Here is a 15,392-nt window from a genome sequence, read left to right as displayed (position 1 = left end):
TTCGAGCGACTGCTCCGGGCGGCGCGGGCGGGGTAGGGGACGACCAGCTGTCCGGACCAGGCGGTCAGGTCGGTAAGGCATGTTATCCTGACCGCATGCTTATTCCTTCCCGTACCTCCTTCCTCGTCCTCCTCACCTCTCTCTCACTCGCCTCCGCCGCTTGTGACAGCGGCGGCACCGGGGGAGGCGTGTCCCCTGGCGATGGCCCCGGGCCCGGTCCGAATCCGCCCAGCCCCGAGCTTCTCACCGAAATCACCCTCCCCATCGCCGACATCCTCCAGGGCCGCGACGGCGTCCTCGATATCGTCCGCCACTTCCCGGACAAACCCGCCGTCGAAGAGATCCTCCCGGTCTCCGCCGATACGGGCTCGCTCATCTTCCCGCTCGATGGCGCCGGTGCCCTTTCGTTCTCCCTCGTCGGCACCCAGGGCGTCCTCTTCGAGTCGCACGGCGCGACGTCGTATTGCGTGCCGCCGATCGGCAAGGGGATGCCCGAGGTCCTCGAAGTCCCGACCGAGTTCGCCACGATCCAGGCCGCGATCGACGCTGCCGCGCCTGGCGACCGCGTCTTCGTCCACCCGGGCACGTACCACGAGCACCTTCGCCTGCGTTCGGGCGTTCGCCTCGTCGGGGCGGGCGCTTTTCAGACGGTCCTCGACGGCGACGGCCTTCCGCAGAACCTCATCGATTTCACGGGCGCCGAGGACGTCGTCGTCCGCGGCTTCACCCTACGCAACGTGGGGCAGGGCCAGGGCTGCGCGCAGCCTACCGATCCCTTCGTCTGCTCCGGCGATTGGTATCGCGCCGCGATCTACGGCGACGGCCACGGCTCGTCCGCCGACACGATCGGGGAGCCTGCGCCTTGCGCCGAGACGAGCATCCAGATCACGCAGAACATCATCGAGGACAACGACGTCGGCGTGATGCTGTATTTCCACGCCCGCGGCGTCATCCACAACAACATCTTCGTCGGCAACCGCGTGGCCTTCGCCGGCAATCACCTGCAGGATTACGCGCTCCTCGCCAGCAACGTCTTTTACGACAATTCCCAGCTCTCGATCGGCAGCCAGGCCGCGTTCCTCGACATCCTGAGCAACATCGTCGTCAAGTCGAGCTTCGGCGTCGACCACGAGTTCGTCCAGACCGGGCGTATTCGTTGCAACGTCTTCTTCGACGTCGACGAGGTCGGCGAACGTGTCGTCCTCGGCGAGGAGGATGGCAACGTGATCGTCGATCCGGGCTTCCTCTCGCCTGCCGATTACGATTTCCGCCTCGGCAACGACCTCGGCGCGGCCGGCCTCGGCTGCCCCCTCGAGGGCCTTCACAACGTGGAAAAAGCGAGCCCCGAGCCCGGCGCATTCGGCGGCGCCATGGGCGGCTGGTTCATGCAATCGATCAAGCCCGAGGATACCGTCCCCGGGCTCTGATCCGATTCCTCACTCCCCGCACGACGGCCACGGCACATTGCGCAGGTAATACTCCCACGTCTGGAAGCTCGACGTGTTGCTCCGCTGCACCTGCCCGCTCGTGCACCAGCGATTCTCGGTCCAGGACGTCCCGTGCGCGAGGCACTGGTATTGCACCATCGCCCGTTTCGGCCCGGCGCAGCCGTGGAACTTGTATTGTAGGCAGCTCTCCATGTCGGGCGTGACGTTCACCTTTTGCGCGGAGATCACGCTCGCCGCGTCACACGCGTCGCCGCTCCCGTCTCCGTCGCAATCGGATTGGGACGGATTCGCGACACGCGGGCAGTTGTCGGAGATGTCCGAGATGCCGTCGCCGTCGGTATCGATGGGCCCGCGGAGCTCCGCCTGGCCCGCCGAGGCCACGTCGATCGTTCCGGACATCGTCCCGAGCGCGGCGAACAGCACCGCAATTCGAATGGCTCGCCTTGTTCCACGCATGTGATCCCCTGCCGAGCAGGAAGTGCGCCGAGCCTAGACGGACCGCCTCGGGGCGGCCAAATTCCAGGGTTCGACGCCTCTCTTGGCAGGGAAAATCAGGTGGGATCGAGGAAAACGTAGCGACGCTGCTTCGCGGCCGCGAGCAGATCCGCGCGGTGATCGGGGTGCGCGATGTCGATGAGCGCGAGCGCGCGCTGCCGAATGTTTTTACCCCAAAGATCGGCGATGCCGTGCTCGGTCACCACGTAATGGACGTCGCCGCGGCTCGTCACGATGCCCGCGCCGGCCTCCAGCGTCGCCGCGATGCGGCTGACCGTGCCTTTTTTCGCCGTCGAGCGCATCGCGATGATCGGCTTGCCCCCGCGGCTCCGCGCCGCGCCGCGGATGAAGTCCACCTGGCCGCCGATGCCCGAGAAGAACCGGCCGGCGAGCGTGTCGGCCGCGACCTGGCCCGTCAGATCGATCGCGAGCGCCGCGTTGATCGCGATCATCTGATCGTTCCGCGCGATCGTGAACGGATCGTTCGTGAAGCTCGACGAGCGCATCTCGACGAAGGGATTGTCGTGCACCCAGCGGTAGAGCGCGCGGCTGCCCATCACGAACGAGGTCACGATCTTCCCCGGCAAGAGCGTCTTCTTGCGGCAGGTGATCACGCTCTTTTGCACGAGGTGCATCACGCCGTCGGAGAACATCTCCGTGTGGATGCCGAGATCGTGGTGCCCTTCGAGCGCGGCGAGCGCCGCGTCCGGGATCTTGCCGATGCCCATCTGCAGCGTCGCGCCGTCCGGCACGAGGCTCGCCACGTGGCGGCCGATCGCTCGGTCCACGTCGTCGAGCGGCTCGGCCTCGCGCTCGGGGAGCTCATCGTCGACGGGCACGAGGTGGGCGATCCGATCCACGTGCAAGAACGAGTCGCCGTGGGTGCGCGGCATGCGCGGGTTCACCTCGGCGAGCACGAGATCGGCCGTGTCGATCGCGGCGCGCACGATGTCCACCGAGACGCCGAGGCTCACGTAGCCGTGCTCGTCCGGCGGCGAGACCTGCACGAGCGCCACGTCGATCTTCACGCGGCCCGAGCAGATGAGCTGCGGAATCTCCGAGAGGAAGACCGGCATGAAGTCGGCGCGCCCCTCGGCCACCGCGTCGCGTACGTTCGCGCCGATGAAAAACGCCGTGTGGCGGAAGCGTTTTTCGAGCCCCGGCTTCACGTACGGCGCGGGGCCGAGCGTGAGCAGGTGGACGATCTCGTTGCCTTCGAGGTGCGTCCCTTGTTCGGTCATCGCCTCGACGAGGCGCGACGGCTCGGCCGCGCCCGAGCCGATGAGGATGCGTCGTCCCTTCGGGATCGCCCGCACCGCGCCTTCGGCCGTCGTGATCTTGTCCGCGTACCGCTCGCGAAAATCCATCCGGTTCCCTGTCATCTCGTCACGCGTCTTCGCGCATGAGCGCGCGGTACGCCATCTGATCTTCGTACATTCGCAAAAACACCCGGTGCTTCCGGTCGTGGAAGCGCGCGACCTCGCCGCCCGTGGGCGTGACGACCGCGCCGGCCTCGCTCATCGCGCCCATCGCCGCGAGCACCGTCGGCTGATCGCCCGAGGCCACGGCGCCGAGGATCGCAGCGCCGAGCAGGACCGCTTCGGGCTCGCGGGGCAGGATCACGCGGCAGCCCGTCACGTCCGCGTGTTCCCGCACGAAGACCGGGTTCTTCGTGTCGCCGCCCGTCGCGTAGATCGCCTCGATCCGATACCCCGCTTGGTTCATCGCCGCGAGGATGTGCCGCGTCCCGTGCGCGAGCGCCTGGATCGTCGCGAGGTACAGGACCGCGAGCGCGTCCACGTCGTCGGCGAGCCCGAGCCCGCTCACCATGCCCTTGAGCGTCGGATCGGCCCGCGGCGACCGGTTTCCGTGGTGATCCGGCAGCACGTGCACGTCCCGCGTGATCTCCGCCGGGAAGGCGTGCTTTCCGGCGAGCGCATCGAGCCGCTCGTTCAAGAGCGCGTAGACCGTCGTCCCGCGTCGCCGCGCCTCCTCCGCGAGCTCCGGCCCCCGCGCGTGGGAATGCACCACGTGATCGATCAGCGCGCCCGTCGCGCTCTGCCCGCCTTCCGTGAGCCAGAGGCCCGGGATCATCGCCGAGTTGTAGGGGCCCCACACGCCCGGCACGAAGCGCGCCTCGCGGGACGAGGCCATGTGGCACGTCGAGGTCCCGCCGATGAGCGCGAGCCGCTCCTCCATCGCGGCCTCGTCCGGCGTTGCGCCGTTCGTTGGGATGCCAAGCAACCCGAGCCCGCCGGCGTGCGCATCGATGATCGGCACCGCCACGGCCGTCCCAGGGCGCAAGCCGAGCTCGGCCGCGGCGCGCTCCGTCAAACCCCCTGCGCGTTCCCCCATGGGGCGCACGTGCTTGCCGATCCGGGCATATCTCTCGTCGACGAGATCACCGAGGCCGATCGACCGGAAATACGATTCGTCCCAGCGCCCGATGCTCCCGTCCGCGCCGGGCTCGTGGCCGAGGTACGTCCACTTGCACACGGTGGTGCAGAGCGAACGCACGTCGTTCCCCGTCGCGCGATACGCCAAAAAATCCGGCAGATCCAGGAAGCGCGCGGCGCGCCGGTAGCTCGCCGCGAGGTGCGCCTTGAGCCAGGCGAGCTTCGGCGTCTGCATCTCCGGCGAGATCACGCCGCCCACGTACCGCAGGACCTCGTGCCCACCCGCGTTGATGCGCGCCGCCTCCTCGATCGCGCGGTGGTCCATCCACACGATCACGTTCCAGCGATCGTCGCCCGTGGGGCTCACGGTCACGGGGCGATCTTCGCCGTCGAGCAGCACGAGCGAGCACGTCGCGTCGAACCCCACGCCGACCACACGCTCGGGGTGATCGCCGGCTTCGCGGAGCGCCGCGCGCGTGGCCTCGCAGGCGGCCGTCCAGATCTCGTCGGACGACTGCTCGACGAAGTCCGGCGCGGGGCGATGGAGCGAGATCGGACGCACGCCGATCCCGAGCTTGCGTCCTTGGCCGTCGAAGAGGGCGGCGCGTACGCTTCCCGTGCCCACGTCGATCCCGAGATAGTGACGGTCTTGCATCCCGGCCGATTATACTCCGCGCCCATGTTTGGCCGGACCCTTCGTTTCGCCCTCGTGCTCGTCGCGACGCTGCTTCTGCTCTCGTGCAACCGCAAGGAGGGAGGCGCGAAGAAGATCGCCGTCATCCCCAAGGGCACGACGCACGAGTTCTGGAAGGCCGTGCACGCGGGCGCCGTCAAGGCCTCGCGCGAGATCGGCGTGGAGGTCGTGTGGAAGGGCCCGCTCGCGGAGGACGATCTCAAGGGGCAGATCGACGTCGTGCAGAGCTTCGTCGCCCAGGGCGTGAGCGGCATCGTGCTCGCGCCGCTCAACGACAAGGCGCTCGAAAAACCCGTCGAGGGCGCCGCGAAGGCGAACATCCCCGTGGTGATCTTCGACTCGGATCTCGCGGGCAACGCGCACAAGAGCTTCGTCGCGACCGACAACCTCGCGGCCGGCCGGCTCGCCGGCGAGAAGCTCGCCGCGCTGCTCGGGCAGAAGGGCAAGATCGCGGTGCTCCGCTACCAGGAAGGCTCGGCGAGCACGCAGAAGCGCGAGGAAGGTTTTCTCGAGGCCGTCCGGAAAATGCCGGACATCAAGGTCGTGAGCGACAACCAGTACGGCGGCGCCACCACGGAGAGCGCCTTCGAGAAGTCCGAGAGCCTGCTCGCCGCGCAGAACGCCGGCAGCGGCGGCGTGGACGGTGTTTTCTGCCCCAACGAATCGACCACGTTCGGGATGCTGCTCGCGCTCCGGAAGGCGGGGCTCGCTGGGAAGATCAAGTTCGTCGGGTTCGACGCGTCGGAGAAGCTCGTGGGCGCGCTCCGGGACGGGCACGTGGACGCGCTCATCGTGCAAGATCCCTTCAAAATCGGCTACGAGGCGGTGCGCACGATGGCCGAGGTCCTCGCAGGCAAGCCCGTGCAGCCGCGCATCGACACGGGCGCCGTGGTCGTCGACAAGGCGAACCTCGACAAGCCGGAGACGAAGGCGATCGTCGCGCCCGACCTCGCGCCGTGGCTCGGCAAGTGAGCGGCCTCGTCGCGCGCGGCGTGGCGAAGGCCTACGGCGCGACGATCGCGCTCGCCGGGGTGGATTTCGAGGTCCACGCGGGCGAAGTGCACGCGCTGCTCGGCGAGAACGGCGCGGGCAAGAGCACCCTCGTGAAGATCCTGGCCGGCGCGGTGCGGCCGGACGGCGGGAGCCTCACGCTCGACGGCGCGCCCTACACGCCAAAAGATCCCGCCGCCGCGCGTGCGGCCGGCGTGCGCCTCGTCAGCCAGGAGCGCGCGCTGTGCCCGCACATGACCGTGGAGGAAAACGTCCTGCTCGGCGGCGAGCCCACGCGGCTCGGCGTGCTCAGGCGCGAAGAAGCGCGGGCGATCGCGGCGCGCGCGCTCCTCGCGATCGATCCTAAGGGCGCGAAGAAACATCGCCTGCGGCCCGACGCGCTGGTGCGCGACCTCGGCCCGGGCGAGCGGCAGCTCGTGGAGATCGCCCGCGCCATCACCGAGCCGCGTTGCCGCCTGCTCCTGCTCGACGAGCCCACGTCGAGCCTCGGCGCCGACGACGTCGAGGCCCTCTTCTCCGTCGTCGCGCGCCTGCGCGAAGCCGGCCTCGCCATCGTGTACATCTCGCACCACCTCGACGAGATCCGCCGCATCGCCGACCGCTTCACGGTCATCCGCGACGGCCGCACGGCCGGGACCGGGCGCGTCGCCGAGGCCACGCCCGCGGACATCGTGACCATGATGGCCGGTCGATCCATCGAGGATCTCTACCCCCGATCACCACGCGTCCCCGGCGACGTCATCCTCGCAGCGCGGGATCTCGCGGGCGCGCCGTTGCCCGTGCGCGCGAGCTTCGAGCTTCGCCGCGGCGAGGTGCTCGGCATCGCCGGCCTCGTCGGCTCGGGCCGCACCGAGCTCCTTCGCGCGATCTTCGGCCTCGATCGCGTGCGCCGCGGCGAGGTCCGCGTGGGCGCGTACGTGGGCCCAGCCTCACCCGCGGCCCGGCTCGCGCAGGGCGTGGGCCTGCTCAGCGAGGATCGCGGCGGCGAGGGCCTCGCGCTCGGGCTCACGATCGCGGACAACCTCACGCTCTCGCGGCTCTTCGGCCTTGGACCGCTCGGGTTCGTCGCGCCTTCCCGCATGCGCGCCGCAGCCACGCGCTTCATCGAGAAGCTCGGCATCGTCTGCGCGGGCCCCGACGCGCCCGTGGGATCCCTCTCGGGCGGCAACCAGCAGAAGGTCGCGCTCGCGCGGCTGCTCTACCACGACGTCGACGTGCTCTTGCTCGACGAGCCCACGCGCGGCGTGGACGTGGGCGCCCGCGCCGCGATCTACGCGCTCATCGACAAGCTCGCATGGGAAGCGAACAAGGCCGTGCTCGTGGTGTCGAGCTCGGCCGAGGAGCTCGTGGGGATCGCGGACCGCATCGCCGTCATGCACAAGGGCGAGCTCGGTCCGGCGCGGCCGGTCGGTGAGCTCGATGTCCGCGCGGTGATGCTGGAGCAAGCAGGCGCCTCATGAAGTACTTGCGTAAGTACCCGTTCCTCGGCCCCCTCGTGGCCGTCGTCGTCGTCTACGTGATCTTCGCGATCCTCGCGCCCGGCTCGTTCACGCGGGCGGAAAACCTCACGACGATGGCCGGCCAGACCGTGGTCGTGGGGATCGCCGCGAGCGGCATGACACTCGTGATCCTGCTCGGCGGAATCGATCTCTCCGTCGGCTCGAACGTCGCGCTCTCCACGGTGGTCTGCGCGCTCTGCCTGAAAGAGGGCGCGCCCGCGATCCTCGCGGCCGCAGCCGCCATGGCAAGCGGGCTCGCCGCGGGGCTCTTGAACGGCGCGCTCGTCACGACGCTGCGGATCACGCCATTCATCGTGACACTCGGCACGATGCGGGCGCTTCGCGGCCTCGCGAAGGGGCTCGCAGACGAGCAGAAGATCGACGCACCATCCTCGGGCATCGAAGCCCTCGTCGCGCCACTCCCGCCCGGCTACGGCTGGGCCCTGTTCCCGCCGGGCGTGTGGATCATGCTGGCCACGTCCGCGCTCGTGGCCGCGATGCTCGTGTACACCAAAGGCGGGCGGCACATCATGGCCATCGGATCGAACGAGGCCACGGCGCGGCTCTGCGGCGTGCGCGTGGAGCGCGTGAAATGGCTCGTCTACGGCCTCGCAGGCCTCTTCGCCGGGCTCGCGGGCGTGATGGAGTTCTCGACGCTGACCGTTGGCGATCCAACGGACTCGATGGGCCTCGAGCTCGAAGTCATCGCAGCCGTGGTGATCGGCGGCGGCTCGCTCGCAGGCGGCGAAGGCTCCGTCGCAGGCGCGCTCTTCGGCGCCCTCCTGATGACCGTGATCCGCACGGGATCGACCTACCTCGGCATCGAAAACTGGGTGCAAGACATCGTCACGGGCGGGATCGTCGTGACCGCGGTCGCACTCGATCGCGCACGTCGCGCGAGCGAAACGCGCCGCTGAGGGCGTAGCGCCGGGGTTTCACCCCGGACCCCGTCTGTTCAACGATGGGGCTACGCTCGGCAAGCCGAGCTACGCCCCAAACCCCGGGGTTGTCCACCCCTGGACCCGGACCAGCGCAAGCGCTGGACCCGGGGTCGATGCACTGCGCGATGCGCAGTTCATCGAACGCGCCGGTTTAAGACAGGCCACGCCCCTGCCAGCCAAGCCGATGGCGCTGACGGTTTGGCTTGAAACGCACCGCCGCGGTCTTGCCACCGGCCCGCTGGAAAAACTGCGCGAAGCGCAGTTTTTCCACCTGAGGTCCAGGGCTTGCCCTGGTTCGGGTCGAGGGGCGAACAGCCCCCGCGGGGTCCGGGGCAGCGCCCCGGCTCCAGCGCCCCTAGCTCGCCTCGCGTAGCCCTGCGAGCAGCGAGACCAGCTCGGAGGGCTCGAACGGCTTTGCGAGGTGCGCCCGGTAGCCTGCGGCGAGCGCGCGTTCTCGGTCCTCGGGCCGTGCGAATGCGGTCACGGCGACGGCGACGACTTCTTTCCCGTGGCCGTTCCGACGCGCTCGGATTTCCCGCATGAGCGCGTAGCCGTCCATGCCTGGCATGCCGATGTCGCTCACGATGAGGTCGATCGTGCGTGATGCCGACACGTCGAGCGCTTCTGCGGCGGATGCTGCCGTGCACACGACGGCCTCGTGCTCCTCCAGCACGCGCTTCACGAGCTCTCGCGAATCGGCCTCGTCGTCGACCACCAGCACGGCCACGCCTTGCAGGTTCCGCGGATCGTTTGCGGGCACGATCGGGGGCAGCCGTGAGGGCATGCGGCTCCGCTCGCTGGCTTCGCAGGGCAGCTCGACCTTGAAGGTCGCGCCCATGCCGATGCCTTCGCTCTCGGCGCACACCGTGCCCCCGTGCAGCTCGACGAGACGTTTCACGATCGACAGCCCGAGGCCGAGGCCGCCGTGCCGCCGCGCCATCGACGAGTCGGCCTGGCGGAATCGTTCGAACAGAAACGGAAGGAACTCGGGCCCGATGCCCTGACCCGTGTCTCGCACGGTGATCACGGCCCTCTCGCCCTCTTGCCTCATCGACACATCGACGCGCCCGCCCTTCGGTGTGAACTTGATGGCGTTCGAGACCAGGTTCCACACGATCTGCTGCAGACGCGCCGGATCGCCGCGCACGGCGACACGCGCTGGATCTGGGGGCCCGCGCAGCGTGACGCCTTTGGCCTCCGCCGAGGCGCGACAGGCCTCGATTGCGGCCTCGACCACCGGCGCGAGCTGCGTCGGCTGCATCTCCACGTGGATCTTGCCTGCGACGATGCGGCTCACGTCGAGCAGATCGTTGATGAGCTGCGCCTGCAGGTGCGTGTTCCGCTCGATCACCGCGAGCCCCTTGGCGAGCTGATCCGGCCGGATCCCGGGTCGTTGCACGAGCTGCGCCCAGCCGAGGATCGCGTTCAGCGGCGTGCGCAGCTCGTGCGACAAGGTCGCGAGGAACTCGTCCTTCATGCGGCTCGCCCGCTCCGCCTCGGCCCGCGCCGCGCGCTCGCTCTCGAGCAGGAACATGCGCTCGATTGCGGCTTTCTTCTCCTCGGTCACGTCGCGGCTGATTCCCACGATCCGGACTGGCTTGCCTTCCTCGTCGTAACTGATGCGCCCGAGCGAGTGGATCCAGCGCTCGCCTTTCTCCGGGTGCAGGACGCGGAACTCTTGCGTGAAATCGGAAATCCCCTCCGCCATGTGCCTTTTCATGTCGGCGTCGGACCCGGGCAGGTCGGCCGGATGTACCCGGCTGCGCCAGTCGGCGGAGCGGAGCGGGCGGTTCTTGAGGTCGTGCCCGTAGAGCTCGTACTGGGCGTCGGACCACGTGTAGAGGTCGCTCGCGACGTCGTACTCCCACCACCCGGCCTTTGCCCCGTCGAGCGCCATCCGCAGCCGATCCGCGCTCTCGGCGAGGGCCGCGGCGGCTTCCCTTCGCTCGGTCACCTCCTCGCAGACCACGTTGATGCCCACGATTGCGCCGCTCGCATCCCGCAGCGGGAAAAAGCTCTCCATCCAGACCCGCTTCTTGCCGGGCTGGGCGGGCGTCTCGCCGACGAGCTCCACGTCCTTCAGCGGTTTACCCGTCTCCAGGATCTTGCGAAACATGGGCTCGGCCACGTCCGCGAGGTCGGGCAGGATCTCGCGCACCGTGCGGCCGATGTGCGCGGCGGGGGGAAACCCGTTGATTTCGGCGAGCCGCTGATTGATTCGCACCCAGCGGAGGTCCCGATCGAACACACAGAGCCCGATGGGCGCGGCGGCGTAGGTCGCTTCGAGCTCGGCGAGCTGCCGGCGCGCGACGGCCTCGCTCTCCCGCAGCGCCTCCTCGGCCCTCTGCGCGGCCTGGAGTGACACCAATACCTCGCGCTCGCTCGCCTCCAGCGCGGCCGCTCGTTCGGCGATGCGCCGTTGGAGCTCCGCATTGCGACGACGAACCTCGGCCTCGGCTCGAATGCGCGCTTGGAGGTCCCGCGCCAGGCCGGCCTCTCGCGCGCGTCGCGCCCGCTCGGTGAGCACGCTGATGGCAAGCCCCGTGATCAGAAACAGGGCGAAGCGCACCTGATCCTCGAGCGAATCGATGGTCAGGCGGCCGAGCGGGCTCAAGAAAAGCAGGAGCCCGAGGAACGCGGTGATGCACGTGGCGATGATGCCCGGCCAGAGCCCGCCGTACGCGGCGGCGATGGCCACGGGCACGAGCAAGGCGAGGAGCGGAGCATTGCCGTCCAGCCACGGTTCCAGGGAGAACCGGACGAGGACGATCACGAGTATGACCGCAATGGAGAGGCCGTAGGCGCGCCACGCCTTCCCGGGCTCGACATGACCACTCCGGGGGGCCTCGAGCCGCGTGTCGCGGCATTCGTCGGCTGGTTGCATCGACCCTCGCTCGGAACGGCTGAACCGAGGCGCTTCCGTCTCGACAAGGCTAACGAGAGGGCAGCACGTGTGCAACGTGGACTGCATTCTCGTGGCGCCCGCCCACGCCCGGTCGACATTCCTGGAAAGGCCACCGACCGAGCGGGGCGTTCGTCGCCACGAATCGAGGCGCTTCAGCCCGCCCGATCGGCGAGGACTCGCACCTTGAAGCCGAGCTCGCGCGACAGCGCGACCATCTCGTCGAACACGTCCCCGTATGCCACGGCCACGTGATTCGAGAGGTAATGCGCCATCAGCGTATCGCGGCCGATCCCCATGTCCGCGGCCATGAACGGCCATTCCCGCGTCGTGCCCTCCCACCAGGCATCACGCACCGCCGGCGGAAGCTTCACCACTTCGCCCTTGCCGACATCCATCCAGAGCGCGCCTTCCTTGATGTACGTGCGCGCCCAGGTCATCGCCCCGGGCAAGCTCTCGCCTGCGAGCGTGCCGCCCGGCGTCGGGAAATACATCGCCGGCTGCCGGAAGCTATGCGCGCCGCGCAGCGTGTCCTTGTCGTGGTTGAACGCGTACGCGCCGCACGACCCCGAGTTCAGGAGCACCCACAAGAATCGCCCGTCGTGCTCGGCTCCCCAGCGCACGTCGTGGAACATCACGGCCTCGTGCAGGCCTTTTTCCCGCAGGAGCCGCTTCATCAGCTCCATCGGGATGGCGTTGCCCTGATCGGCCTCGGTCGCACACGCGATCGTCGTGCCGTTCGATTCGGGGCGGCAGGCCGAGTTGAACAGCCCCTCGGCGAGGTCCGAGGGCGGCCGCAGCGGGATGAGCCCGAGCTGGTATTGCCAGCCCAGGCAATCCGCCTTGTATTCGTTCACCATGTCGAGCACCACGAGGTAATCGCGGAGCTGCTCGCGCGTCGCGCGCTCGTCGAAATCGGCCGCGCCGTTCTCGCCCCAGTGGAACGTGAGGCCCCGATCCTTCACGAACCGGAGCGCGTCGTCGATCCGCTTCTCCGAGATGCCCCGGCCCCGATCGATGATCCAGGCCTGATCGATCTTGTGCTCCGTGAAGCCGTGCTTGTTCAGGAGCCGCGGGCCGAAATACCCGTTGATCATGCCCATCGAGGTGTCGCCGAGCATGAGCAGGAGCACGCGCCGCTTGTGGATCTCCGCGGCCACCTTCCGCGCGATCGCCTCCGCCGCCGGCGCGACCGGGCCGGGCTCGCGGATCGCGTCCTCGGGCCAGGCGAGCCGGCCTGTCCGACACCACGTATCGAGCCGATCCATGAACGCCTTGTCCGTGGTCCAGTCCTCGGCGTCCGTCCAGATCCGCGAGAACGGCCGATCCAGGCTCTCCAGGCAGGCGCCCGTGTTCAGGAGGCCCACGAGCCCCGGCCAGCGGCCCGAGAAATTCGAGGCCAGGAGCAAGGGGTTCTCCTTGCCGACCACGCCGTCCGTCGTGTGTGGCCCGTAAAACCAGTGCACGCACACGCCGATCATCGGGTCGTCGATCGGCCCGAGTTTTTCGATCGACTCGTGGGGTTTGGACAGGAACCCTTCGACCCGGTAGGGCGAATGGCCGAGCTTCTGGAGCGCTCGCTCCATCTGGATCGTCGCGGCCGTGATGCTGGGGACGGCGACCTCGTTGGGCTTGGCCCGCGCGTCGCCGGGCCAGAAGAGGGCGATCTTCTTCATGGCCCTTGCAATCGACTACACGAAGGCCGGCGTCAAGCGCGCTCGAAGAGCCTCTCGTGCAGCACCGCCGACGCGGCGCCTACGTCCTTGTCGGCCACGAGCATCGTCAGGCTGATGCTCTTCATGCCGTAACTCACCATTTCCACGTTCACGCCTGCGTCCGCGACGGCCTGCAAGATCGCCGCGCCGAGGCCCGCCTGCTCCGCGAGCCTCCGGCCCACGACGACCATCAGCGTCTTTCCGGCCTCGACCCGCACCTCGCCGAGCCGCTCGAGGTCCGGCAGCGCGCGCTCCAAAGGCTCGCGCCGGTCCGTCGTGAACGACACGCTCACCTCCGACGTCGCGATCATGTCGACCACGACCTCGTGCCGCCCGAGCGCCTGGAACGCATCGCCGAGGAAGCCCGCCGCCCCGAACATGCGCGTCGAGAAGATCGTGACGGCGAGCTGGCCTTCCTTGTAGGCGATGCTCGTCGCCGGCAGCTCGCTCGTGGGCGCCGCCTCGCGGATGACCGTGCCGGGATGCTCGGGCCGGTTCGTGTTGAGCACGCGGACCGGGATGTTCTTCTGCATCGCCGGCACGAGCGTCGACGGGTGCAGGACGCGGCTGCCGAAGTAGGCGAGCTCCGCGGCCTCGTCGAAGCGCATCTCGGGGATCGAGCGGGCCTTCTTCACGACGCTCGGATCCGCGGTCATGACGCCGTCGGTATCGCTCCAGATCTCGACCTCCTCGGCCGCGACCGCGGCGCCGACGAGCGTCGCCGTGAGATCACTGCCGTTCCTGCCGACGGTCGTGATGTCGCCCGCCTCGGTTTTTCCGACGAAACCCGTCACGATCGGCACGACGCCGGCCGGCACGCGCTCGCGCACCGCGCGCTGCATCGCGGCCTCGTAGCCGGGCAGGGGACGCGCCGAGCCGAACGCCGCGTCCGTGAGGAAGCCGAGATCCCAGACGTCGAAGGCTTGCGCCGGAAGCCCTTGTCGCGTGAAGAAGTCGGCGATGACGCGTACGGCCATGCGCTCGCCGAAGCTCGCGGCGTAGTCGAGGCTGCGCAAGCTGAGCTCCCGCACGAGCGACAGGCCCCGATAGAGGGCCGAGATCTCCTCGAAAAAGGGCGCGAGCAGGGCGTCGTCGCAGCCGAGCTCGCGGGCGATCGCGGTCTGGCGCTCGATCACGCGCTCGGGGGCGTAGACGCCGCGGGCGGCCTCGCGCGCGCCCGTGAGCAGCGCGTCGGTCATGCCCTTGTGGGCCGAGCTTACGACGAGCGGCGTGCGCGCCGCGCGCCCGCGGACGATCGCGAGCACCTTTTCGATCTGCTTGCGGTTGGCGACGGAGCTGCCGCCGAACTTCATGACGATCATGGCGGCCGGACGGTAGCGCAACGCGTCGAGCGGCGCACCGGATCTGTCGCGAGCGTTGACGAGCCCTGGCCAGGCGGCTAACACCTCCGCTGGATCGGCGGTACGTGCACGATGAAGCAGCTTTCATGGATGGATCGGCTTCCGGAGTTCGGTCGTAGCGTCGTGCGCCAGGGCCTCGGCGTCGCGCGGGATGGGGCGACGCTTCGCGCGCTCTCGAGGGCGCCGCACCCGCGGGCGCAGGACATCGTGAGCGCCGTCGCCCGGCTGCGCGCGCCCTTGCCGCCGCCCGAGCGTGCGCTCCTCGCGAAGATCGAGGCCGAGCGGGGTCGGCTCGCGGCTCGCGAGGAGCCGCTCATCGACGGGACCCTGCCCTCGGGGCCCTACGACGACCGTGTCACGGTCCAGCAAGCGTGCTCGGTGAGCAAAGGGAAGAAGTCCGCGCTTTTCCTGTACCTCCTGGTCCGCGCGTTCAAGCCCGAGCTGGTGATCGAGCTTGGTACGAACGTGGGCATCTCGTCCTCGTACCTCGCCGCGGCGCTCCAGGTGAATGGGCGAGGGCGTCTCGTGACGCTCGAGGCCTCCCCCTACCGGATTCGATGCGCGAAGGGGGTGCACGAGCGCGTGGGGCTCGGCAACGTGACGTACGTGCAGGGCCTCTTCACCGATACCCTCGAGACGACGCTGCGCGAGCTCGGGACCGTCGATTTCGCGTTCATCGACGGGCACCATCAGTATCAGCCGACGCTCGATTACTTCGGGCTCATCCATCGGCACGCGACGCCCGATGCGACGTACGTGTTCGACGACATTCGCTGGTCGTCGGGCATGCTCTCCGCGTGGGACGAGATCCAGCGAGACGAGAGGCTCTCCCTGTCCGCCGATCTGTATTCGGTGGGCGTCTGCGTGGCGGCCGGGCAGGAGCGGCCGGCGCGATATGCCTCGGCGCCGATCTACGCGGCGCTCATGTAA

11 protein-coding genes are annotated in these 15,392 nt (G+C 68.9%); 5 read left to right on the top strand and 6 right to left on the bottom strand.

From position 1 onward, the window contains the following. Window positions 1–95: 95 nt before the first annotated feature. Window positions 96–1,427, top strand: coding sequence for a hypothetical protein (locus QHF84_RS05405; RefSeq protein WP_281312089.1), 1,332 nt, complete (start codon window positions 96–98; stop codon window positions 1,425–1,427). A 9-nt stretch (window positions 1,428–1,436) separates the two neighbouring features. On the opposite strand, the gene QHF84_RS05400 is transcribed toward QHF84_RS05405, so the two are convergent. From QHF84_RS05400 to QHF84_RS05390, 3 genes are all read right to left on the bottom strand, one after another. Beyond that, the gene (locus QHF84_RS05400; protein ID WP_281312088.1) at window positions 1,437–1,904 is read right to left on the bottom strand and encodes a thrombospondin type 3 repeat-containing protein; all 468 of its coding nucleotides are present in this window, start codon (window positions 1,902–1,904) and stop codon (window positions 1,437–1,439) included. A gap of 95 nt (window positions 1,905–1,999) precedes the next feature. Next, window positions 2,000–3,310 carry an acetyl-CoA hydrolase/transferase C-terminal domain-containing protein gene (locus QHF84_RS05395; protein WP_281312087.1) on the bottom strand — a complete coding sequence of 437 codons (1,311 nt, stop codon included), beginning with the start codon at window positions 3,308–3,310 and terminating at the stop codon, window positions 2,000–2,002. A 19-nt stretch (window positions 3,311–3,329) separates the two neighbouring features. After that, window positions 3,330–4,994 (bottom strand): FGGY-family carbohydrate kinase, encoded by a 1,665-nt coding sequence (locus QHF84_RS05390; protein ID WP_281312086.1) that lies wholly within the window; start codon window positions 4,992–4,994, stop codon window positions 3,330–3,332. A 24-nt stretch (window positions 4,995–5,018) separates the two neighbouring features. Between QHF84_RS05390 and QHF84_RS05385 the strand changes: the two genes are divergently transcribed. From QHF84_RS05385 to QHF84_RS05375, 3 genes are read left to right on the top strand one after another with little or no spacing between them, the layout of a single operon-like run. After that, window positions 5,019–6,005 (top strand): substrate-binding domain-containing protein, encoded by a 987-nt coding sequence (locus tag QHF84_RS05385; protein WP_281312085.1) that lies wholly within the window; start codon window positions 5,019–5,021, stop codon window positions 6,003–6,005. Further along, complete coding sequence (locus QHF84_RS05380; protein ID WP_281312084.1) at window positions 6,002–7,504, top strand: sugar ABC transporter ATP-binding protein; 1,503 nt, start codon at window positions 6,002–6,004, stop codon at window positions 7,502–7,504. Before QHF84_RS05385 ends, QHF84_RS05380 begins: the two co-directional genes overlap by 4 nt. Then, complete coding sequence (locus QHF84_RS05375) at window positions 7,501–8,460, top strand: ABC transporter permease (protein ID WP_281312083.1); 960 nt, start codon at window positions 7,501–7,503, stop codon at window positions 8,458–8,460. The genes QHF84_RS05380 and QHF84_RS05375 overlap by 4 nt, the downstream gene beginning before the upstream one ends. A 379-nt stretch (window positions 8,461–8,839) precedes the next feature. Here the strand turns inward: QHF84_RS05375 and QHF84_RS05370 are convergent, their stop codons facing one another. From QHF84_RS05370 to QHF84_RS05360, 3 genes are all read right to left on the bottom strand, one after another. Next, on the bottom strand, window positions 8,840–11,368 hold the full coding sequence (locus QHF84_RS05370) for an ATP-binding protein (protein ID WP_281312082.1): 2,529 nt from the start codon (window positions 11,366–11,368) through the stop codon (window positions 8,840–8,842). A gap of 173 nt (window positions 11,369–11,541) precedes the next feature. Then, window positions 11,542–13,062: a hypothetical protein gene (locus tag QHF84_RS05365; protein WP_281312081.1), complete on the bottom strand. Its 1,521-nt coding sequence runs from the start codon at window positions 13,060–13,062 to the stop codon at window positions 11,542–11,544. Between the two features lie 32 nt (window positions 13,063–13,094). Continuing rightward, window positions 13,095–14,423: an aspartate kinase gene (locus tag QHF84_RS05360; RefSeq protein ID WP_281312080.1), complete on the bottom strand. Its 1,329-nt coding sequence runs from the start codon at window positions 14,421–14,423 to the stop codon at window positions 13,095–13,097. 111 nt (window positions 14,424–14,534) lie between these two features. On the opposite strand from QHF84_RS05360, the gene QHF84_RS05355 reads away from it, so the two are divergent. Further along, window positions 14,535–15,392 (top strand): class I SAM-dependent methyltransferase, encoded by an 858-nt coding sequence (locus tag QHF84_RS05355; protein WP_281312079.1) that lies wholly within the window; start codon window positions 14,535–14,537, stop codon window positions 15,390–15,392.

Source organism: Polyangium sp. y55x31, assembly GCF_029946505.1.
In the GTDB taxonomy this organism is placed as follows: domain Bacteria; phylum Myxococcota_A; class Polyangia; order Polyangiales; family Polyangiaceae; genus Polyangium.
Note: the sequence above shows the minus strand (reverse complement) of the source record. Positions and strands in the feature narration are given on the sequence as shown.